The following is a 19,849-nucleotide window of genomic DNA, read 5'->3' as shown; positions in this document are numbered from 1 at the left end:
TCGGCATTTCTTACTATAGAGATGTAACCAGTCATCGCTATAGAAAGGAGACCGTGTATGATAAAATCCTACCCGTTACTAAAACCATTAACTGATCAGCTCATGAAGGAGGTGAGAGCCTACGGGATACTGGAAGTGTCTTTAGAACAGTATCAGATTGTTTGTAACTCGATAGTACGCTTTGCGCAGTCATCACAGGTTGATTCCTACAGTCCGGAGTTGATGGATTCCTACAAGGACAATCTTGATACCAGGTGTTCTTCCGGTGAGATATGCAAGGAATATCATCGATTCCAACTGCGTGTTATGCGTATGCTATCTTCACTTGCGGAAAGCGGCATTGTTGATTTTTCGAGCACTAAATCTCATCCGCTCAAGTACATTGTATCCGACGAGACAAGCAGCCTCGTGGAAATAATTCTCAATAGTTACCCTATCAGCAATGCAACAAAAAAGGATCTTCGAGCCCCTACCAGACATTTTTTGTGGTACGCTGAACAGTTCGGGATAAAGCCGCAACGTATTGATGACACTATAGTCATGTCATTCCTAATTAATGAAGTACTGGTTTCGAACAGCGGCAGTACCGGACGTACATTAAGGTGTGTAAAGTACGCCACGGAATACCTTCGGGCTCATGGGAATGATTGCCTGCACCGTGATTATACTCTTCTGAAGCTGAAAAATGATCACCGGCGTATTATCCCGGCCTATTCTGAAGAAGAGATTTCGGGAATAGCCCAGGCAGCTGATACAGATAGCACCATTGGAAAGAGGGATCTTGCGATCATACTTGTTGCATACTGCACAGGGCTTCGCGGAATCGACATCATAGGCATTAAGTTATCAGATATAGACTGGCACAATCACAAAGTGTCAGTAGTGCAGTCAAAAACTCATACGCCAATCGTATCTGAACTAAACGGTGCCACCTTGAACGCCCTTGCTGATTATATCCTCGACTGGCGTCCTAAATGCGATATTCCTGAGGTTTTCGTAACAGTAAAGGCTCCGTATCGAAGACTGTCAAAGGGATTTGGCAGTATGATTGACAAGTATTGCGAAAAAGCAGGCGTATCCAAAATCGCATTTAGAGGATTCCATAGTTTACGGCGTTCCTTTGAAACGGTTATGGTGTCAAGAGGAGTTCCCATTGAAACCGTGTCCCAGATGATGGGACATAAATCCATTATTGAGGATAAACCGTACATCACACACGATACACACCAGATATCATTCGTGGCAATGGATTTTTCGGATGTGCCTATTACCAGCGGGTTCTATTTTGGACATACAGGACATACAGAAAGTACCGGATCCCTGGAGGGAGGTGCTGGAGCATGACCCTTGACAAAAAACTCAATGACGCATTTGAGGAGATGATGAAATATCGCCAGTCCATTGGATACGCCACCGCTACATATAGGAGTTCGGTTCCTCCATTTATAAACTTTTGTGTAAAAAACCATCCCCTGTCTGCCCGCATTACCCAGGAAATGGTAGACGAGTGGCTCATTTATTATCCTTATACTGTCAACAGCAAAGCCGCCTTCCTCTCTCTCCTGCGGGAGTACACGAAATACCTGAACTTCCTTGGATATGATGATTATATACCGGATGACGATTATGTAGTAAAGCGCATAGCTTTCAATCCGTACCTGTTTACGGATGATGAACTCTCCGGGTTATTTAAAACGATTGACTCATATGTTGGCAAAACCTGTGGGAAAAGATATCTGCCAGAGATTGTGCTTCCTGTGTATAGCCGGTTGCTTTACTGCTGTGGTCTTCGCCCACAGGAACCACCTGCGATACGAACAGAGGATGTAAACCTGATTACAGGAGACGTTTATATACGACAGTCCAAGAGGCACAAGGATCGGCACATCATTATGTCAGAGGATATGCGCGCACTCTGTCAGAAATACGATTCCGTAGCAGGAAAGAGGCAATGGTTCTTTCAAAAATGGGACGGCACACCATATGAAGCATCGTGGTACAACCAGGTATGGAGGAACCTGATCTCAAAGAGTGGCATTTCATGGAAGGGGGCTCCAAGACCTTATGATCTGCGGCACGCTTTTGCTTCGCGTAATATAATCCGCTGGATAAACAATGGGAAGGACGTGATGGAATTATTGCCGTACCTTTCGGCATATATGGGGCATTCAGAACTCACATCAACGCTTTATTATATCCACCTTCTTCCAGAGAATCTGCGCAAGTCCAAAGCTGTAGACTGGGCTCTCCTTTCCCAGGTTTATGGAAAGGGGGTTCTGGAAGATGAGGATTAAAGCTAAGGATCCACACCTTGTATCGCTTATGGGTGAATTTATGAGAATCTACCTTCCGGGTGTCAGGAATCGCGATAAAGACACAATTGACTCGTACAGATATAGCATAAATCTGTTTGTGACATACCTTGAATCAGAACAAAAGGTGACTGTCCTAACGATGCAGTCATCTGACTTCAGCCAGAAAAACATAGTAGAATTCATGGCTTGGCTGAAATCTGAACGCAATAACGTGGCACCGACCATAAACCATCGCCTGTCAGACCTGCGGGGATTCTGCAAGTACCTTTATAAAAAGAACGCTATCTCCCTTGATGCGTATGAGGCAATCCGCGAGATAAGCGATGTTGATGATGAAAGGATTCTCGATTTTACATGGCTTTCAGTTAATGATGTGTACCTGGTTCTTAAAAGTACAGATAGCAACCGTGAAGCTGTAAGAGATCGTTTTCTCCTGTCGCTTCTGTATGAAAGCGGTGCACGGATAAATGAGGTATTGTCACTAAAACTCCTTGATATTAAAGCGACATCCAACGGGGAGGCTGATGTCCATTTCTACGGAAAAGGAAAGAAACATAGGATTACACCCTTATCCAAGGAAATATGGAGCCAGTTTGAAGATTACTGCGAAAAATATCATCCAGACAAGACTTCGGAGAACCTAGTGTTTTATTCTTTCCGAAATGGCCAGAAAAACAAAATGTCCAGTGATAATGTCAGCCGTATACTTGTAGGATGTGAAGCAGAGGTTCGCAAAAGCAATCCGGATCTAGTCCATCTGCATTCGCATCTTTTCAGAAGGACGAGGGCAATGCACCTGTATCAGGCGGGGGTGCCTCTCCCTACTATATCTGAATGGCTTGGTCATTCGAATATAGAAACGACTCGTTTCTACGCCAAGGTTACTGAAGAGATGAAGAGGGAAGCACTGCATAAGCTTAGCGATAGCGACAGATCCGTCTTTAAGGATGATGTGGTGTTCAAGTATGCCAATGACGAAGATGCTATCAAGCGGCTTTGTGGATTAAAATAAATGCCGATAGTTTATTAACCATGCCTGATATTGGGTCAGGCATGGAATCTTATAGAAATTTTATCGGCATTTCTAAAATATCGGCATATGGCAGGAGGAAAACTCTTTCCGAGATTTAAAATATTCCCTGTGTCTGAAAACGTTTCACTCAAAAAAATATGATTATATTGTGCAGGAAGTATGGGCAAGAGTTATTCTATATAATTTCAGTTCCAGCATAATCATAAATGTAACTATTGATCGGGAAGATCGTGCTTATGAATATCAGGCGAATTATTCATCCGCGCTTAAAACATGCAGGGATTTTTTTAGGATTCACGATGGGATAACAAAGATAAATGTAAAAGGTCTGATCGCTCGAAATATTGAGCCGATCAGACCTGGAAGAACCTTTGCCCGCCAGCATAGGTTTAAACTTCCGATGAGTTTTTGTTATAGACATTAGCATTAACTCATATATTACTATATTTCATCTTTAGACAAATTTCAATATTAAATATTGATTTTGTCTTTTTGTTATACCCAAATTTCAGTAAAACATTGTATCTTAATCCCTCAATATCCCCTTTTTTATCATAATCAAATCCTTCTGCTGATATTTTCATCAATGCAGTATTAGCAAATTGCTTAAGTTAATGACATTGGGTCTGAACAGTAACGAAAGAAAAAAACAATTAGTTATTCAATGGTGATTAATGATTGAGTATTTGAAAAAGAAAAAGTATAATAAAGAGTATAAGATGTAAACATGGATATATTAATGCTGTTTTGGGTGTAGAAAAGATAACAAATAGAAGGGAAAGTGATGGAACTACAGATCATCTTGAAAATGTAATGAATTTGATGTAAATAACAGAATTGTATACGAGTGAAAGTGGGGTATAGCTATGAAAAAGAATAGAAATTTAGTTAAAATATCAATTGTTGCCAGTTTGTTGATTACAACCAGTTCAATATTAGGACAAAATGTCGAGGTAATGGCATCAAATCCAACGAATTACAAAGATATGACAGAGTACGCAGCATACGAAAATGTAATAGCAGATGCAGGAGCCATTTCCGGAGATTTTAGCATTTCCGTGGCTTTATATGATATTGATCAGGACGGAATAAGAGAGTTGCTTATATCACATGGCACCTGCCTTGCTGATTGGGTAAATGATATTTATACATTGGAAGATGGAAAATATGTGAGCTATATTGGAAATGTAGGCAGACAGGGACTATTTTATACAGCCCCAGATGGAAATGGAATGTATTTTTTGTATGGATATCAAGGATATCAGGAGATAACACGAATTACAAAGAGTGGAAAAGATATTGTGCAAACATTGCTAGAATCAAGGGAGCTTAATGCAAATGAAAACTATACAGAATTTGCTAATAAGATAGCACTACTTGCACCGGGAGATATTCCAACCCATGGAAATTCTTATGATGTAGAAGTAACAGCTCCTGATGGCGGTGTAAACATGCGCTGTGGCGCAGGAGTGGAGTATGACAAAGTTCTTCCAGACATGATTCCAAACGGAACAGTTCTGACTGTAACTCAGGAAGCAGTGGCTTCCAATGGAAATTCATGGGGCTATACAAATTATAATGGTACATACGGATGGATTGCACTGACGCAGGTCACCAGATATCAGGAACCGACGGAAGGAGCACCTATTCCACATACCAGATATGTAATTAACTGTAATGAGAGTATTACTCTTCGTACAAATCCAGATGTAAATGCTGCTGAAATTTGTCAGATTCCGTTGGGAACAGCCGTTGCTACATTCGGAGATGCCGGAAACGGATTTATTTCTGTGTATTATCAAGGTTCATCTGGATATTGTCTGGCAAGTTATCTGTCTGCTCCAGTGGACTGACAATTCTGATTTTTGCTGTGAAACGGTAAAAGAATATTTTGACAACAGAATTCTATAATAAACTGTAATCTGTATATATGTAAAAATCCTCGGAACGTAAGTTCCGGGGATTTTCCATTTAATATATACTTATTTATCTGCCCCATAATATCTGTCATCGCCGAAGCCAAGGATCAGCATGAAGATTGGCTGTAAGAAAATAAGGCCAATGGCGAATCCTGTGCCTCTGCCGAAGGCTCTTGCAAGCTTAACACTGTACATAATGCTGATTATGGCAAGTATGATTTTGATCAGTACGATGATCATGGAGATCATTAAACTGTCGTTTGTTTCAAGAGTTCCCTGTAAGCAGGAAGATACGATTCCAAGAACCAATGTCAGCCAGAAATATGCAGGTTGCCATGCGATTTTATAAGAAATATAATCGCCATATATTGGAATAATACTTTTCCATCCGGCCTCCCCTGCTTTGGTAAAGATTCTCCAGTTGGCAATGATCTGCAGAAGCCACCATGCGAATGCGATCATCAGATACATACCGCCCAAGAATACCATGCTGCTGATAGCTATAAGTCCCATTTGTGTTCCCCCATTTCTTTCTGTGAGATATGATACATGTATCGTTGGTGTAGAAGCATAGTTGAGAACTATGTTTGTTCTCCTGAAGTATTTATGCTAAATCCATTAAAGCATATTCTCAGTAGTTCGTCAATTATCAAAGAAGATTGTACATAAGCGAGGTGAAAACTATGGCAGCAATACTTATGAACTACAAAATACCGGGATATTATATATTTTTCATTTGTCTGGCAGTGATTTCCTGTTTTTCTAATCCTGGAATGGTTGTATTAGCGGGCTGTAGGGTTGATAATATTGATCAGGCAGAGTAAAATTTTATCAATGAAGTGAGTCTCCTGCTTTAATATTACAAATATTCGTCTGACTTATGAAAAGTGCCTGATGAGATGAAAATCTTCTCAGGGATGGGTTGTGAGAACAGAGAAAAAAGAATGGTTTCGGAAAAAATAATGACAAGTTAAACAAAAGCCGTAAAGTGGGAATTTCCAGCTTTGCGGCTTTTGTGGTATCATGAATTGAAAGACATCTCAACAACTTTTCCATTGGTTACCTTAATGCGCAGACCTAATCCATTCATGCTTCTCATGGTAGACATGAAAGCGGATTTTGAGCAATAATCGTTGGGAGCTTCACCTCCGGAAAAATAGTATTTGGTCTTGGAAGTAAGTTTAAATGTATGTTTTCCGTATTTTATATATGCTTTTTTGTTTTGGCTGTTTAATATTCCGTTTTTGGAAGTATTAAATGACGCATACATTGTCAGAGTGTTCCCCTTACATATAGCCTTTCTTGTGCCTGACATATAGTATTTTGTGCCATTGGTTGTTATTGTTCCGCCTTTTTTTCCATTTATGCAGGTATCATAGTAGGTTGTACCTGACTTTCCGGTAGCTGCCTGCACATTTGAGAATCCCATGTAGCCGGTAACGAGGCAGATGGCAAGTATCAGTGTTAACATTTTCTGGAACTTCTTTGTCCATGTTTTCATATTGAAAACCTCCTCCTAATATATAAGTGTAGGGTTTCAGTACCCAACAGCCAGTTGGGACTTAATCCTCTCATTGTTTAAGCTGTATAATGATTAGGCATCGGTCTGACGACACCTCCTAGGACCATTGGCGTCCGTACGAAAGCCTGTCAGCCAGCCTGTCATTGCAGCCGTTCGATTTATGCAGGTTGAACTACTACTTCACGTTCGTTTGATACCCCAGGAGATTGAATAGGCAATGAGAAATGCTGGAATCCATGCAAATTCACTTTTGGAGGTACGTAGAATGTACAACGCAGTAGGTATTGATGTTTCAAAGGGTAAAAGCACCGTTGCAGTCCTGCAGCCTGGCGGCACTGTGATCCGCAAGCCCTTTGATGTCTCCCACACATCCCAAAACCTCAATGAACTGGCAGATTATTTGAGTTCATTAGACGGCACCACAAAGATCGTTATGGAGTGTACGGGTAGATATCATGAGCCTATGATAAAGGCTCTATCCGAGGTGGATTGTTTATTTCCATTGTAAATCCTCACCTGATTAAAAACTTTGGCAACAACTCCCTGCGCAAGGTGAAATCGGATCCGGCGGATGCCCGCAAAATTGCCCGCTATACGCTTGACAACTGGACGGAACTGCGCCAATATTCAGGTATGGACAATACACGTACTCAGTTAAAAACTTTAAACTCTCAATTCAGCTTCTTTATGAAACAAAAGGTTGCCGCAAAAGCAAATCTGATTGCACTGTTGGATAATACTTATCCTGGTGTAAACAAACTCTTTGACAGCCCCACCCGTGAGGACGGGAGTGAAAAATGGGTTGACTATGCTTATTCTTTCTGGCATGCGGATTGTGTCCGCAAGATTGGGTTAAAGGCATTTACAGAACGCTACATGTCTTTCTGTAAGAAGCACCACTATATCTTTCAGCAGGACAAGCCAGAAAAACTGTTTAATGCCTCGAAGGAGTTGGTTGCCGTCTTTCCAAAGGAGAAGACTTATAAGCTGTTGATCCAAAGAAAGCATCCAAAGCAGTTAAATCTTGCCTCCGAACATGTAGAACGACTCCGCAGGGAAATGAACGAACTGGCATCCACACTTCCAGAATACAGCACCGTAATGGGCATCTATGGCGTTGGGAAAACCTATGGTCCCCACTCATCGCTGAGATCGGCGATGTATCCCGGTTTACCCACAGGGAAGCACTGACCGCCTTTGCGGGCGTAGACCCCGGTGTTGATGAATCCGGCCAAAGACAAGTCAAAGAGCAACAGGGCTTCAAAGGTCGGATCCGCAAGGCTGCGCAAAACATTGTTTCAGATCATGACAACCTTGTTGCAAAATGCTCCTGAAGCCGATCCGGTGTACCGTTTTCTTGACAAAAAACGGTCTCAGGGAAAGCCTTACTATGTCTACATGACAGCCGGAGCGAATAAGTTCTTACGCATTTACTATGGTAAAGTCAAAGAATGTCTGCGGAACTTAGAACAGACAGAATAACACCCTTTTCTATATCACCACTTTCAAAGCCGGCATTTCTGGCGGCTTAAAAGTTATGCACAAAATATCAAATCGGATTTTTGAAATTTTCTTCAAAAAAACACTTGACTTTTTATTAGCAGGCTTTCGTTTTCTGGATTTATTATAATAGCCTGGAAAAGCAAAGTCAATAGAGGAGCGTAATGGAATAGTTGTATTGACAATAGATATCTGTATGTAGTATAATCAGACGCAAATAAAAGAAAATTCTTCGGGGTTGTGGTGATCAGCATCAGCTGAGATTCCCTACCGGCGGTTATAGTCCGCGACCCGCTTCGGCGGCTGATCTGGTGGAATTCCAGGACCGACAGTATAGTCTGGATGAGAGAAGAACACGCGATATTTACCATACGTGCTCATTACCCCGGATATATGATCCGGGGTTTTTTTATATGTTGAAGAAAATCTTCATTATATAAAAAGCTTGTGGAATTTTCTTTTAAACAAAGAATAATTTCAAAGGAGAGAAACAGTATGAGTGAACAGGTATTAAGAAATGGAAATGTGGTAGCAAGGAGTAAGACGAGAACCATCACACAGATAGCCATGCTTGGCGCTATCGCAGGAATTTTAATGAATCTGGAGTTTCCGCTTCCTTTCCTGGCACCGACTTTTTATCAGCTGGATTTTTCAGAAATCCCGGTACTGGTTGGCTCATTTGCAATGGGACCGATCGCAGGTGTACTGATCGAGCTGGTGAAGATTCTTGTGCATCTGGTAACAAAGGGCTCTATGACAGCAGGTGTAGGCGATGTGGCAAACTTCATCTTTGGATGTACATTTGCAGTTCCGGCAGGTCTGATCTACCGCTATAAATCTGTTAAGAGCAGAAAACATGCAGTGATCGGAATGGCAGTTGGAACCGTACTTACAGCAGTAGTTGCATGCTTTATCAATGCATTCGTGTTACTTCCGGCATACGGAAAGGCTTTTGGAATGCCGGTAGAAGCATTTATCGAAATGGGAAGTGCAGTACACAGTTCTGTAAATAATCTTCTTACATTTGCAGCAATGATCATTTTCCCATTCAACATATTCAAATATGCTCTGACATCCCTGATCGTATTCCTGATTTATAAGAGAATCCGCGTGGTGCTCAAGGGAGATTGATTTTATATCTGATAAAGAATAAATAAATTGGCAGCACAATAAATAAAAAAGAAGAACAGCCGTATGATGAAAAATCTGCGGCTGTTCTTCTTTTTATGTGTAAAAAATAATTACGGAAATTGTCAGACAGACTTAAAAAAGATACGATAATATGGTAAGATAAAACAGACGATATAAACATCGGAATGTGAGGTTTATAAAATGAATGATACAGGAATCAGACCGGAAGTTATAGAAGAAATCCGAAACCTTGCGCAAAAATATGATATTGAAAAAGTAATTCTTTTTGGTTCGAGAGCAAGAGGAGATTTCAGAAGAACAAGTGATATAGATATTGCAGTCACAGGAGGAGATTTTGCAAGGTTTGCGTTAGATGTGGATGAAGAGACAAGTACTCTTCTGGAGTATGATATTGTAAATCTTGATCGTGACATGCAGGATGAATTAAGAGAATCTATAGAGAAGGAAGGGAGGATTTTGTATGAGAAAATATGAGAATTTCTGCAATGCACTGTCTAACATGAAAGATATTTATAATTATGAAGAACCATATGATAATGTAGTGATTACCGGACTCGTAGGATTGTATGAAATTTGTTTTGAGCAGTCATGGAAAATGATGAAAGAAATACTGGAGATTCATGGATATGCAGAGGGAGCAACAGGTTCACCGAAAATCATTCTGAAGACTGCCTATAAAGCAGGAATGATAAGAGATGAGGAGCAGTGGCTTCGTGCATTGCAGGCAAGAAATAATGTTACACATTCTTACAATCAGAAAATTGCGTTAGGAATTATAGCTGATGCAAAAGAAGAGTTTTATCAGATGTTTTGCGAACTAAAAACAGAGATAGAAGAAAATTGGCTGTAATAATCAGCGAAGGTATAGAAAGCGAAAGGAAGTATCCATTATGGGACAGATACACAATATTGAAAAACTGACAGATTGTAAATTTTTAAATTTGTACCATTTAAATGCAACAAGCATTCACAACACTCCTGTGTCATATTTTGTGGCATCCCGTGCGAAGAGTATTAACGAATTAAAAATAAAAACAGGTAAAAATACTCCGGATGGTGTAATTATTTACAGTCTTTACGGAGAGAAAAAAGACAGGGTTGTATTGGTACGTCAGTACAGATATGCAATCGGCGGATACATCTACGAATTCCCGGCAGGTCTGGTAGAATCGAACGAAGAATTCCATGAGGGTGCAGTAAGAGAAATGTACGAGGAAACAGGACTGAAATTCACACCGCTGAAAGTAGATCCTGCATTTGAGAGACCTTATTTCACAACGGTTGGAATGACAGATGAATCCTGCGCAACTGTTTATGGATATGCGGAAGGTGAAATCAGTAAAGCGGCACAGGAGGATTCCGAAGAAATCGAAGTTGTGCTTGCTGACAGAGAAGAAGTAAAGAGGATTCTGCGTGAAGAAAATGTAGCAATCATGTGTGCATATCAGCTTATGCATTTCCTTCAGGATGAAGAACCTTTTGCATTTTTGAAGGAAGAACTTTAACCAAATCAAGCAAGTAGCGAAGCGGATGATTTTATCTGCTTGACTAAGGAGAATTAAGGGAGGATTAAAATAATGGCAAAATGGCAGAGAAGCTTCTTCCAGCCTGTGCTTCCGCTGGGAGAAGATGGACGGAGAGTTACAGGAAGTAAAGAACACATTGCACTTTCCAGAATGGCAGCAGGAGAGGGAATGGTCCTTCTGAAAAATGAGAAAAATACACTTCCGATCCGGAGAGGGACGAAAGTCGCACTCTTTGGTAAGGGTACTGTAGACTACGTAAAAGGCGGCGGAGGAAGCGGCGATGTAACTGTAGAATACATCCGTAATCTTTATGAGGGCATGAAGATTAAAGAGGATGAGGGGAAAGTAGAAGTTTTCGATAAACTTGCGAAATATTATGCGGAAGATATTCAGAAACAGTACGAAGATGGTGCCGTACCGGGTATGACAGTTGAGCCGGAGCTTCCGGATGAACTTCTGAATGAAGCGCGAGAATATACAGATACTGCAATCATTACCATCTGTCGTTTCTCAGGCGAAGGATGGGACAGAAAATGTGAAGCTGCACAGGACGGATACGTTCTTGATGGAGAGGAAAAAAGAAACTCCGAGCTGTCAGCGAAGATTTTTGAAAACGGTGATTTCTGCCTGACAAATGCAGAGAATATCATGGTAGAGAAAGTAAAGAAAGCATTCACACATGTAATCGTAGTGATGAATGTTGGCGGTATCGTGGACACGAAATGGTTCAGAGACTGCGATGAGATCCAGTCAGTACTGATGGCATGGCAGGGCGGTATGGAAGGTGGTCTTGCAACAGCAGATATACTTTGTGGTGATGTTAATCCATCCGGTAAATTATCCGATACTTATGCAAAAGATCTGGAAGATTATCCATCCACAGCAAACTTCCATGAGTCTGCATTCTATGTAGATTACACAGAAGATATCTATGTGGGATACCGTTACTTTGAAACAATTCCGGGTGCAGCGGAAAGAGTAAATTATCCGTTTGGGTTTGGACTTTCCTATACAGACTTCGACTGGAAGATGACTGGTGTTTCCGAAGAAAACGGTGTGATCACAGTTCTTACTGAAGTAACCAATACAGGAAAAACAGCAGGAAAAGAAGTTATCCAGCTCTATTACGGAGCACCACAGGGGAAACTTGGAAAGCCTGCGAAAGTACTGGGGGCATTCAAAAAGACCAGTCTTCTTCAGCCGGGTGAACGTCAGATTCTTACCCTGAAAATTCCTGTGAATCAGATGGCATCCTACGATGATCTGGGTAAAGTATGCAGATCAGCCTATGTTCTGGAGGCAGGAGAATATGCGATCTATATCGGTACAAATGTAAGAGATGCAGCGAAGATCGACTTTACATATGTAGTAAAAGAAGACACAGTAACTGAGCAGTTAAGCCGGAAAGCAGCGCCATATCATCTTCAGAAACGTATGCTTGCGGACGGTTCCTATGAGGAACTTCCACAGCGTGAATATGTGGAAGAAGAAGGACTTCCGAGACAGGATAAATATGCCATCGGTCTTCCATGCCCTGATACAAGAGGACAAAAAGGAATAGACTTTCTTGATTTTCTTGATTCCAAGGGAGTTCGCTTCTCTGATGTAGCAGATGGTAAAATGACATTGGATGAGTTTATGGATATCCTGACATTGGATGACTGTATCAATCTCCTTGGCGGACAGCCAAACACAGGATGTGCCAATACATTTGGAATGGGAAATCTTCCGGAATACGGAGTCCCGAATGTGATGACTGCAGACGGACCAGCCGGACTTCGTATTCTTCCGAAATGCGGAGTGAACACAACTGCCTGGCCATGTGCCACACTTCTTGCCAGCACCTGGGATGAAGAACTGGTAGAGAAAGTTGGTAAAGCAGGAGCGGAAGAAGTAAAAGAAAATAATATCAGTATCTGGCTTACTCCTGCCTGCAACATTCACAGAAGCCCGCTCTGTGGCCGTAACTTTGAGTATTATTCTGAAGATCCGTACCTTGCAGGAAAGACAGGTGCAGCTGTGGTAAGAGGCATCCAGTCTCAGCATATCGGAGCAAGTGTGAAGCATTTTGCAGCCAATAATAAGGAGACAAACCGTAAGGATTCTGATTCCAGAGTATCAGAGAGAGCACTCCGTGAGATTTATCTGAAACAGTTTGAGATCATTGTAAAAGAGGCTCATCCGTATACGATTATGTCTTCCTATAACCTGCTTAATGGCATTCATACTTCAGAGCATAAAGAACTCCTGACAGGTATTCTCCGTGATGAATGGGGATTCGACGGAATAGTTACAACAGACTGGTGGACATTCGGAGAACACTATCGCGAAACAAAAGCAGGAAACGATATCAAGATGGCAGCAGGATATCCGGAACGCATAAAAGAAGCATACGAAAAAGGATTTATTACTGAAGAAGAAATCCGTCTCAGCGCAAGAAGAATCCTGAATATGATTCTGAAAATTGACTGATGAGTATCACTAATATTTTATACAGGAGCAAAAAAGATGATGGATGAGCGTAAACGAAGTTTAAGAAAAGAAATAGTCAGGCTGGCACTTCCGATCGCACTTCAGCAGTTCATGACAGCCCTGGTCGGAGCATGTGATGCGATCATGCTGGGAAAGTTAAGCCAGGATGCCATGTCAGCTGTATCACTGTTCCTCTGGGAGGAATCTGCGCATTTATCCTGAAACTGCCGGTTATGGTTGTCTACTTTGTACTCAATCTGGACGAGATCATTAAACTGCTGGTGGTCTATAAACATTATAAGAAATATAAATGGATTAAGAATCTTACATAATTTTACACGCTTCACAGGCACATATACCGGATATCCGGGACTATGTGCCTGTTTTGTTTTAATGATATTTATGCATCCGTACATAATAGCTGATGCATAAGATCACAGTGGCTCCGCTCCATGCTGCAATCTCTGCAAAGAAAATACCGTCCTGTCCGATAAAATGGGGAAGAATCAGTGCAGCACTGATACGCATGACGAATTCAGCCATACCACTTACCATAGGCATTAAGGTATCTCCCAGCCCCTGAAGTGCAGATCTGTACACGTACAGAAAGTACAAAACCCAGAGCATGGCAGCCATAATAGAAAGGTATTTAAAAGCAATTGCCAGTACCTGCTGTGTCTGCTGCGGTTCACCTGAGATGAAAAGTGAGAGAATATTTTTTCCAAATAAAAACATGGCAGCAGAAATGATTAGTGAGGTAAGTAGGGAAAGCAGCATACTGCTGCGGACGCCTTTTCTGATCCTGTCAATCTTTCTGGCTCCCAGATTCTGACCCACATAGGTAACGATGGCATATCCATAGGAAATAGCAGCCATTTCCAACAGACCATAAAGCTTGTTTGTAGCTGTAAATCCTGCTACAAAAAGGAAACCGTAGCCATTGATCACATACTGGACTACCAGACCGCCCACACCGATGATGATATTCTGGAATACAACAGGAATACCAAGCTTCATCAGGCGGGCATTCATGCCGGAGGCAGGCATAAAATCTGCTCTGGTCAGATGAACGATATCAATTCTGCGTAAAATCAGGAAACAGTAAACAGCGGAGAAGCTCTGTGCGATCACAGTTGCGATTGCTGCTCCTGCCACACCCCATCCGAAGCCTGCCACAAAAAGGATGTCCAGTGAGACATTCAGCACAGATGCGATAATCATTGCGGTCAGCGGTGTTTTACTGTTTCCCATAGCCCTTAGGGCAGAGGCAAACATATTATAGGCTGCTGTGGCGGGGATTCCACAGAAAATGATGCGCAGATATAACAGAGACATTCCGATAATATTGGAAGGTGTATGTAGCCCTGTTAATACCAGCGAAGCAAATGACTGGCTGAGAATCAATACTCCGGCTGCGATGAATGCGGTCAGCCGGTAACTGTGAGCCAGAGATTTACGCAGATTTTCGAAATCCTTTGCCCCATAATACTGGGAGAGTTGAATAGAAAATCCCTGAGTGAGTCCTGTGGATATTCCTGTGACAACCCACATCAGAAAGTCAACAGCACCCAGTGCGGCAAGAGCCTCCACACCTGCAACCTGGCCAACAACCATGGTATCCACCATTGTATAAAGCTGCTGACAGATATTTCCCAGCATCAGGGGAATTGCAAAAAGAATGATCAACCGTCCCGGTGAACCGGAGGTCATATCCTGAATCTTGGTTTTCATTAGTATAAAAGTTCCTTTCCGGAGCATATTTGAAAAAGTTTAGAAATGATTATTCGAATATGCCCTGATATTTACATTAATAATTTGTAACTATTCAGTAGTCTGCTATCCCGCGAGGTGTTTTGGCACGTAAGTACCAAAATCCCGAGACATACAAGCCAAAATGCCATCACCGCAGGTGATTTTTAATGCATTTTGGCTCGTAACTGTGAAGGTACTGAACAGTTACGATAATTTTATATCATTAACGTGAAAAATGAAATATAATATTTCATCAGAATGATATAAATTTATCTGTTATGTTACTGTTCACACGCCACTATCCCGCGAGGTGTTTTGGCATGAACATGCCAAAATCCCGAGACATACAGCGCGAATTTATGCGATTAGCATAAATTCTGTGCATCGCGAAGCGTGTTACTGAGAACGGAGTGAACAGTAACTCTGTTATTGTAGATATATTAACTGAATCAGCTGAATAAGTTAAGTCCCCTGCCTCAATTGCAAAAAGCAACATACTCTGCAGAGACAATGGCTATTTACAAATATGACAATAACAGGTATCATTCTTTTATAAATACATTAATAAAAGAAGGTAGAAACAGAATGAGCGGACTGGAAAAGAAATTTGCTACGAAATCAAAAATCGTAAATTATATTATAAATAGAGAATCCACATCAAAAGTGGAAATATCCAAAGAACTGAATCTGAGTATGCCAACAGTTCTGTCTAATGTAAAAGATTTATTGGAAAAAGGTATCATAATAGAAATTGGAGAATATGAATCCACAGGAGGAAGAAAGGCTAAAAGTATTGGAATCAATCCATCCTATCGTTATGCAATGGGAATTGTGATCACTGCAAATCATCTGGGAATGGTGCTGGTAAATCTGAAGTATGAGATTGTGAAATCAGAGCGGATCCGTCTGAAATTTGTATCTGATATGTCATATTGCAGTCAGGTGGCAGATTATGCGGCGAAATTTCTGGATCATATGAATGATGCAGAACAGAAAGAAAAGCTTCTGGGTGTTGGAATCTCTATTCCGGGAATCATTAATCAGGAGCAGAAACTGGTGATAAAATCCCACGCACTGAAACTTGAAAACTATAGTCTCAGTTTCCTGGAACAGGCATTTTCTGTCCCGGTTTATTTTTCAAATGATGCCAATGCGGCAATGATGGCAGAAGATATGAACATCTATCAGAATGCAATTTACCTTTCGTTGAATCAGACTCTTGGCGGTGCATTTTGCATAGGGGGAAATTTGTTTTCCGGAGAAAATCAGAAGGCCGGAGAATTTGGACATATGATACTTGTACCTCAGGGCCGCAAGTGTTATTGTGGAAAATCTGGTTGTGCAGATGCTTATTGCGCTGCAGGCGCACTTGTTGGTGAGTCAAAGGATTCTGTGGAACAGTTTATGCAGCTGCTTCAAAACAATGATGAAAAGGCAGAGAAAAAATGGGAAGAGTATCTTGATTATCTTGCAATTCTGATTTCAAATCTGCGCATGGCATATGATATGGATATCATTCTTGGAGGTGAAATGGGTGGATATCTCTCAGATTATATGATACCTCTTGGGGAAAAAGTAATGAAGTATAATGGATTTGATCATGATCTGAGATATCTGAAAAACTGTTCTTATAAGAAAGAAGCCTCAGCTGTAGGTGCAGCAAAGCATTTCTTGCAGGATTTTATCGGAAAGATATAGCCGATGGCATTCTTGAATCACTGATGATCTGCTGATATACCATATTAAACAAATATCTGAATATAAAAAATACCCTGATTACAACAAAGAAAGGTTGTGATCAGGGTATTTTGTTATTGTGCGGGAATTCAGCAGATAATTATGAGGAGTGTTATAGTAACATCTGCATAAAAATAAAATCTTTACTTTGTGCAACTGGTAGAAATGAGAAATATTTTTAAATGTTTATTGACAAATTTAGCGATTTGAATAATAATGTAATTACTTTAATAAAACATTTAATAAAAGTTAATAAACAACTAGAGGTTCAAAGTACATTCAACAAATAAGGAGGAAAATATTATGTTACAGCAGGTTATGACAAATCCAGGAGAAATTATTTTCAGAGAGGTTCCCGTACCAGAGATGAAAGACAACCAGGTTTTGGTTAAGATTATGAATATTGGTATCTGTGGTTCTGATATCCATGTATATCACGGAAAACATCCTTTTACAAAATATCCGGTAACCCAGGGACATGAAGTATCAGGAGAAGTGGTAAAAACAGGTGATGCAGTAACAGAATTTCATGTGGGACAGAAAGTAACAATTGAGCCACAGGTATATTGTGGACATTGTTATCCATGCCGTCACGGAAAATACAATCTCTGTGAAGAGCTGAAAGTAATGGGATTCCAGACAACAGGAACTGCATCCGAATATTTTGCAGTTGATGCATCAAAAGTAACACCGATACCGGAAGATATGTCTTATGAAGAGGGCGCAATGATTGAGCCTCTGGCAGTAGCTGTTCATGGTGTTAAACAGATGGGCGATGTAACAGGAATGAATATTGTGGTGATAGGAGCCGGTCCGATCGGAAATCTGGTAGCGCAGTCTGCAAAAGGGATGGGAGCAGCTAAAGTTATGATCACAGATGTCAGTGATCTTCGTCTGGAAAAAGCAAAAGAGTGTGGAATTGACGTATGTGTCAACACAAGAAATAAAAATTTCGGGGAAGCAATGGTAGAAGCCTTTGGACCGGATAAGGCAGATGTTATCTATGATTGTGCAGGAAATAACATTACAATGGGACAGGCAATCAAATATGCAAGAAAAGGAAGCGTGATTGTGCTGGTTGCAGTTTTTGCAGGAATGGCTGAGATTGATCTGGCAGTTGCAAATGATCATGAGCTTGATATCAAGAGCACAATGATGTACAGACATGATGATTATGTAGACGGAATCAGACTGGTGAATGAAGGAAAAGTGCATTTAAGACCGCTGATTTCTAAAACATTTGCATTTAAAGATTATCTGAAAGCATACCAGTACATTGACGATAACCGTGAGACTACAATGAAAGTGATTATCAATGTGCAGGAAAAATAAAATGCCCTGCTGATCATAAGTATTATGTAAGACAAAGATATAATAAAAAAGACTGCTGTAGAGAAGACATGAGTAAACGGAAAGACGGAGGATGGCAGCAGGCAGGAGGAATTATGGAGAGTAAAAACGAAAATGCAAAAGTTCCGTTGATCAGTAAAATCGCATATGGATTTGGCGATGTAGGATGTAATTTCAGCTGGATGTTCGTCAGTAATTTTCTCATGATTTTTTACACAGACGTATTCGGAATCAGTATGGCAGCAGTCTCTGCCCTGATGCTGTTTTCGAGATTTTGGGATGCGATCAATGATCCGATCGTGGGTGGACTGACAGATAAAACCAAAACAAAATGGGGACGTTATCGTCCATGGCTTCTCATTGCAGCTCCGATCACGGCCGTGCTTCTGATTATGACATTCTGGGCACATCCGGACTGGTCGGACAGATCAAAGGTTATCTATATGGTAATTACATACTGTCTGCTGGTACTTGGATATACTTGTGTAAATATCCCGTATGGCACCCTTTGTGGAGCAATGACACAGGATATCGATGAACGTGCAAAGATTAATACATCACGTTCAGTATCTGCAATGGTTGCAATTGGAATTATCAATATCATTACAGTTCCACTGATTGGAAAACTTGGCAGTCAAAGTGCTAAAATCGGATACTTACTGGTAGCAATCATATACGGATGTATTTTTGCAGCCTGTCATTTCTTCTGTTTTGCAAAAACAAAAGAGCAGGTGATTATGCCGGAAAAAGAAAAAATATCCATAAAAGTGCAGTTAAGAGCGGTGATGCAGAACCGCCCATATATTCTGGCATTAATCGGACAGGTGTTATTCGGATTTACACTTTATGGAAGAAATGCAGATGTTTTATACTATTTCACTTATGTAGAGGGAAATGCATCCTACTATACTACATATTCCATGTGCATCATCATTCCATCCATTATCGGTGCTGCATGTTTCCAGCCTGTATTCCGCAAACTGAACAATAAAGGAAGAACTGCATCCATTTTTGCTCTCCTCACTGGAATTTCCATGCTCTGTATGTTCTTCTTTAATGTAAAAGAAACACCGGCAGCGTTCTATACACTTGCAGGAATTACACAGTTCTTTTTCTCTGGATTTAACACTGCAATCTATGCGATCATTCCCGACTGCGTAGAATACGGAGAGTGGAAAACGGGCTTAAGGAATGATGGTTTTCAATATGCATTTGTGTCACTGGGAAATAAAATTGGCATGGCAATAGGAACTGCGCTACTTGCAGCACTTCTTGGAAAATATGGATATGTGGCAAATCAGGTACAGAATCCGGCTGTCCTCAGTATTATGAGACATTCCTTTACTACAATTCCGGGAGTTTTATGGATAGTGACAGCAATTGTACTGTTTTTCTATCGCCTGAATAAAAAACGTTACAATGAAATTGTAGAAGACCTGAAAAAAAATCGGGTAAAATAAAGAGTGTCGTGAAGTGAATTGCGAATATCAACAGAGTCTCCTTGAACAGCATTAAAAAATCTGCTTAAGGAGATTTTTATGTCTGGAGTTTTTGTGGTTGCATTTTTGTTT

At 40.8% G+C, this 19,849-nt stretch carries 17 protein-coding genes, 1 pseudogene and 1 riboswitch; of the genes and pseudogenes, 15 read left to right on the top strand and 3 right to left on the bottom strand.

The window, feature by feature from the left end; all coding sequences use genetic code 11:
• Nucleotides 1-102: 102 nt before the first annotated feature.
• The 4 genes from NQ550_RS17975 (at nt 103) to NQ550_RS17960 (ending at nt 5,201) form a co-directional block, all read left to right on the top strand.
• Nucleotides 103-1,344, top strand: coding sequence for a site-specific integrase (locus NQ550_RS17975; protein WP_173722027.1), 1,242 nt, complete (start codon nt 103-105; stop codon nt 1,342-1,344).
• Nucleotides 1,341-2,294 carry a tyrosine-type recombinase/integrase gene (locus NQ550_RS17970; protein ID WP_025581314.1) on the top strand — a complete coding sequence of 318 codons (954 nt, stop codon included), beginning with the start codon at nt 1,341-1,343 and terminating at the stop codon, nt 2,292-2,294. Before NQ550_RS17975 ends, NQ550_RS17970 begins: the two co-directional genes overlap by 4 nt.
• A complete protein-coding gene (locus NQ550_RS17965; protein ID WP_025581315.1) occupies nt 2,284-3,327 on the top strand; it encodes a tyrosine-type recombinase/integrase in 1,044 nt (347 codons plus the stop codon). Before NQ550_RS17970 ends, NQ550_RS17965 begins: the two co-directional genes overlap by 11 nt.
• A 977-nt stretch (nt 3,328-4,304) precedes the next feature.
• Entirely contained in the window at nt 4,305-5,201 is an 897-nt protein-coding gene (locus tag NQ550_RS17960; RefSeq protein WP_022380035.1) for an SH3 domain-containing protein, read from the top strand.
• 129 nt (nt 5,202-5,330) lie between these two features.
• Here the strand turns inward: NQ550_RS17960 and NQ550_RS17955 are convergent, their stop codons facing one another.
• Nucleotides 5,331-5,780: a DUF5684 domain-containing protein gene (locus tag NQ550_RS17955; RefSeq protein ID WP_022380036.1), complete on the bottom strand. Its 450-nt coding sequence runs from the start codon at nt 5,778-5,780 to the stop codon at nt 5,331-5,333.
• Between the two features lie 185 nt (nt 5,781-5,965).
• Here NQ550_RS17955 and NQ550_RS17950 point away from each other — a divergent pair, with 185 nt between their 5' ends.
• Nucleotides 5,966-6,091: a hypothetical protein gene (locus NQ550_RS17950; RefSeq protein ID WP_259838322.1), complete on the top strand. Its 126-nt coding sequence runs from the start codon at nt 5,966-5,968 to the stop codon at nt 6,089-6,091.
• Between the two features lie 197 nt (nt 6,092-6,288).
• Here NQ550_RS17950 and NQ550_RS17945 read toward each other — a convergent pair whose 3' ends face one another.
• Nucleotides 6,289-6,768, bottom strand: coding sequence for a hypothetical protein (locus NQ550_RS17945; RefSeq protein ID WP_022380038.1), 480 nt, complete (start codon nt 6,766-6,768; stop codon nt 6,289-6,291).
• 286 nt (nt 6,769-7,054) lie between these two features.
• Between NQ550_RS17945 and NQ550_RS17940 the strand changes: the two are divergent.
• The 7 genes and pseudogenes from NQ550_RS17940 (at nt 7,055) to NQ550_RS17910 (ending at nt 13,661) form a co-directional block, all read left to right on the top strand.
• Nucleotides 7,055-8,271 (top strand): annotated as a pseudogene (locus NQ550_RS17940) (IS110 family RNA-guided transposase).
• Between the two features lie 242 nt (nt 8,272-8,513).
• Nucleotides 8,514-8,647: riboswitch (FMN riboswitch) on the top strand.
• Nucleotides 8,648-8,784: 137 nt separating this feature from the next.
• Nucleotides 8,785-9,420 carry an ECF transporter S component gene (locus NQ550_RS17935; protein WP_022380039.1) on the top strand — a complete coding sequence of 212 codons (636 nt, stop codon included), beginning with the start codon at nt 8,785-8,787 and terminating at the stop codon, nt 9,418-9,420.
• 201 nt (nt 9,421-9,621) lie between these two features.
• Complete coding sequence (locus NQ550_RS17930; protein ID WP_008706339.1) at nt 9,622-9,915, top strand: nucleotidyltransferase family protein; 294 nt, start codon at nt 9,622-9,624, stop codon at nt 9,913-9,915.
• On the top strand, nt 9,902-10,291 hold the full coding sequence (locus tag NQ550_RS17925; protein ID WP_008706340.1) for an HI0074 family nucleotidyltransferase substrate-binding subunit: 390 nt from the start codon (nt 9,902-9,904) through the stop codon (nt 10,289-10,291). The genes NQ550_RS17930 and NQ550_RS17925 overlap by 14 nt, the downstream gene beginning before the upstream one ends.
• Nucleotides 10,292-10,331: 40 nt before the next feature.
• Complete coding sequence (locus tag NQ550_RS17920; RefSeq protein ID WP_025579297.1) at nt 10,332-10,946, top strand: NUDIX hydrolase; 615 nt, start codon at nt 10,332-10,334, stop codon at nt 10,944-10,946.
• 72 nt (nt 10,947-11,018) lie between these two features.
• Nucleotides 11,019-13,439: a glycoside hydrolase family 3 protein gene (locus NQ550_RS17915; RefSeq protein WP_025579299.1), complete on the top strand. Its 2,421-nt coding sequence runs from the start codon at nt 11,019-11,021 to the stop codon at nt 13,437-13,439.
• Nucleotides 13,440-13,475: 36 nt separating this feature from the next.
• Entirely contained in the window at nt 13,476-13,661 is a 186-nt protein-coding gene (locus NQ550_RS17910) for a hypothetical protein (RefSeq protein ID WP_025579300.1), read from the top strand.
• Nucleotides 13,662-13,829: 168 nt separating this feature from the next.
• Here NQ550_RS17910 and NQ550_RS17900 read toward each other — a convergent pair whose 3' ends face one another.
• Nucleotides 13,830-15,170: an MATE family efflux transporter gene (locus NQ550_RS17900; RefSeq protein ID WP_020993640.1), complete on the bottom strand. Its 1,341-nt coding sequence runs from the start codon at nt 15,168-15,170 to the stop codon at nt 13,830-13,832.
• Nucleotides 15,171-15,776: 606 nt separating this feature from the next.
• Between NQ550_RS17900 and NQ550_RS17895 the strand changes: the two genes are divergently transcribed.
• The 3 genes from NQ550_RS17895 (at nt 15,777) to NQ550_RS17885 (ending at nt 19,738) form a co-directional block, all read left to right on the top strand.
• Nucleotides 15,777-16,889: an ROK family transcriptional regulator gene (locus tag NQ550_RS17895; RefSeq protein ID WP_025579302.1), complete on the top strand. Its 1,113-nt coding sequence runs from the start codon at nt 15,777-15,779 to the stop codon at nt 16,887-16,889.
• 342 nt (nt 16,890-17,231) lie between these two features.
• Complete coding sequence (locus NQ550_RS17890; protein ID WP_025579304.1) at nt 17,232-18,260, top strand: zinc-dependent alcohol dehydrogenase; 1,029 nt, start codon at nt 17,232-17,234, stop codon at nt 18,258-18,260.
• 113 nt (nt 18,261-18,373) lie between these two features.
• Nucleotides 18,374-19,738 carry an MFS transporter gene (locus NQ550_RS17885; protein WP_025579305.1) on the top strand — a complete coding sequence of 455 codons (1,365 nt, stop codon included), beginning with the start codon at nt 18,374-18,376 and terminating at the stop codon, nt 19,736-19,738.
• Nucleotides 19,739-19,849 lie beyond the last annotated feature (111 nt).

This window comes from Blautia wexlerae DSM 19850 (assembly GCF_025148125.1).
GTDB lineage: Bacteria > Bacillota > Clostridia > Lachnospirales > Lachnospiraceae > Blautia_A > Blautia_A wexlerae.
The sequence above is the reverse complement of the archived record's forward strand: the minus strand, read 5'-3'. Positions and strand labels throughout refer to the sequence as shown.

Coding starts and splice junctions, on each gene's coding strand:
- NQ550_RS17915 (WP_025579299.1), top strand. CDS start 11,019: ATGGCAAAATGGCAGAGAAGCTTCTTCCAGCCTGTGCTTCCGCTGGGA.
- NQ550_RS17895 (WP_025579302.1), top strand. CDS start 15,777: ATGAGCGGACTGGAAAAGAAATTTGCTACGAAATCAAAAATCGTAAAT.
- NQ550_RS17975 (WP_173722027.1), top strand. CDS start 103: ATGAAGGAGGTGAGAGCCTACGGGATACTGGAAGTGTCTTTAGAACAG.
- NQ550_RS17970 (WP_025581314.1), top strand. CDS start 1,341: ATGACCCTTGACAAAAAACTCAATGACGCATTTGAGGAGATGATGAAA.
- NQ550_RS17935 (WP_022380039.1), top strand. CDS start 8,785: ATGAGTGAACAGGTATTAAGAAATGGAAATGTGGTAGCAAGGAGTAAG.
- NQ550_RS17885 (WP_025579305.1), top strand. CDS start 18,374: ATGGAGAGTAAAAACGAAAATGCAAAAGTTCCGTTGATCAGTAAAATC.
- NQ550_RS17945 (WP_022380038.1), bottom strand. CDS start 6,768: ATGAAAACATGGACAAAGAAGTTCCAGAAAATGTTAACACTGATACTT.
- NQ550_RS17890 (WP_025579304.1), top strand. CDS start 17,232: ATGTTACAGCAGGTTATGACAAATCCAGGAGAAATTATTTTCAGAGAG.
- NQ550_RS17965 (WP_025581315.1), top strand. CDS start 2,284: ATGAGGATTAAAGCTAAGGATCCACACCTTGTATCGCTTATGGGTGAA.
- NQ550_RS17925 (WP_008706340.1), top strand. CDS start 9,902: ATGAGAAAATATGAGAATTTCTGCAATGCACTGTCTAACATGAAAGAT.
- NQ550_RS17960 (WP_022380035.1), top strand. CDS start 4,305: ATGGCATCAAATCCAACGAATTACAAAGATATGACAGAGTACGCAGCA.
- NQ550_RS17955 (WP_022380036.1), bottom strand. CDS start 5,780: ATGGGACTTATAGCTATCAGCAGCATGGTATTCTTGGGCGGTATGTAT.
- NQ550_RS17900 (WP_020993640.1), bottom strand. CDS start 15,170: ATGAAAACCAAGATTCAGGATATGACCTCCGGTTCACCGGGACGGTTG.
- NQ550_RS17950 (WP_259838322.1), top strand. CDS start 5,966: ATGAACTACAAAATACCGGGATATTATATATTTTTCATTTGTCTGGCA.
- NQ550_RS17910 (WP_025579300.1), top strand. CDS start 13,476: ATGATGGATGAGCGTAAACGAAGTTTAAGAAAAGAAATAGTCAGGCTG.
- NQ550_RS17920 (WP_025579297.1), top strand. CDS start 10,332: ATGGGACAGATACACAATATTGAAAAACTGACAGATTGTAAATTTTTA.
- NQ550_RS17930 (WP_008706339.1), top strand. CDS start 9,622: ATGAATGATACAGGAATCAGACCGGAAGTTATAGAAGAAATCCGAAAC.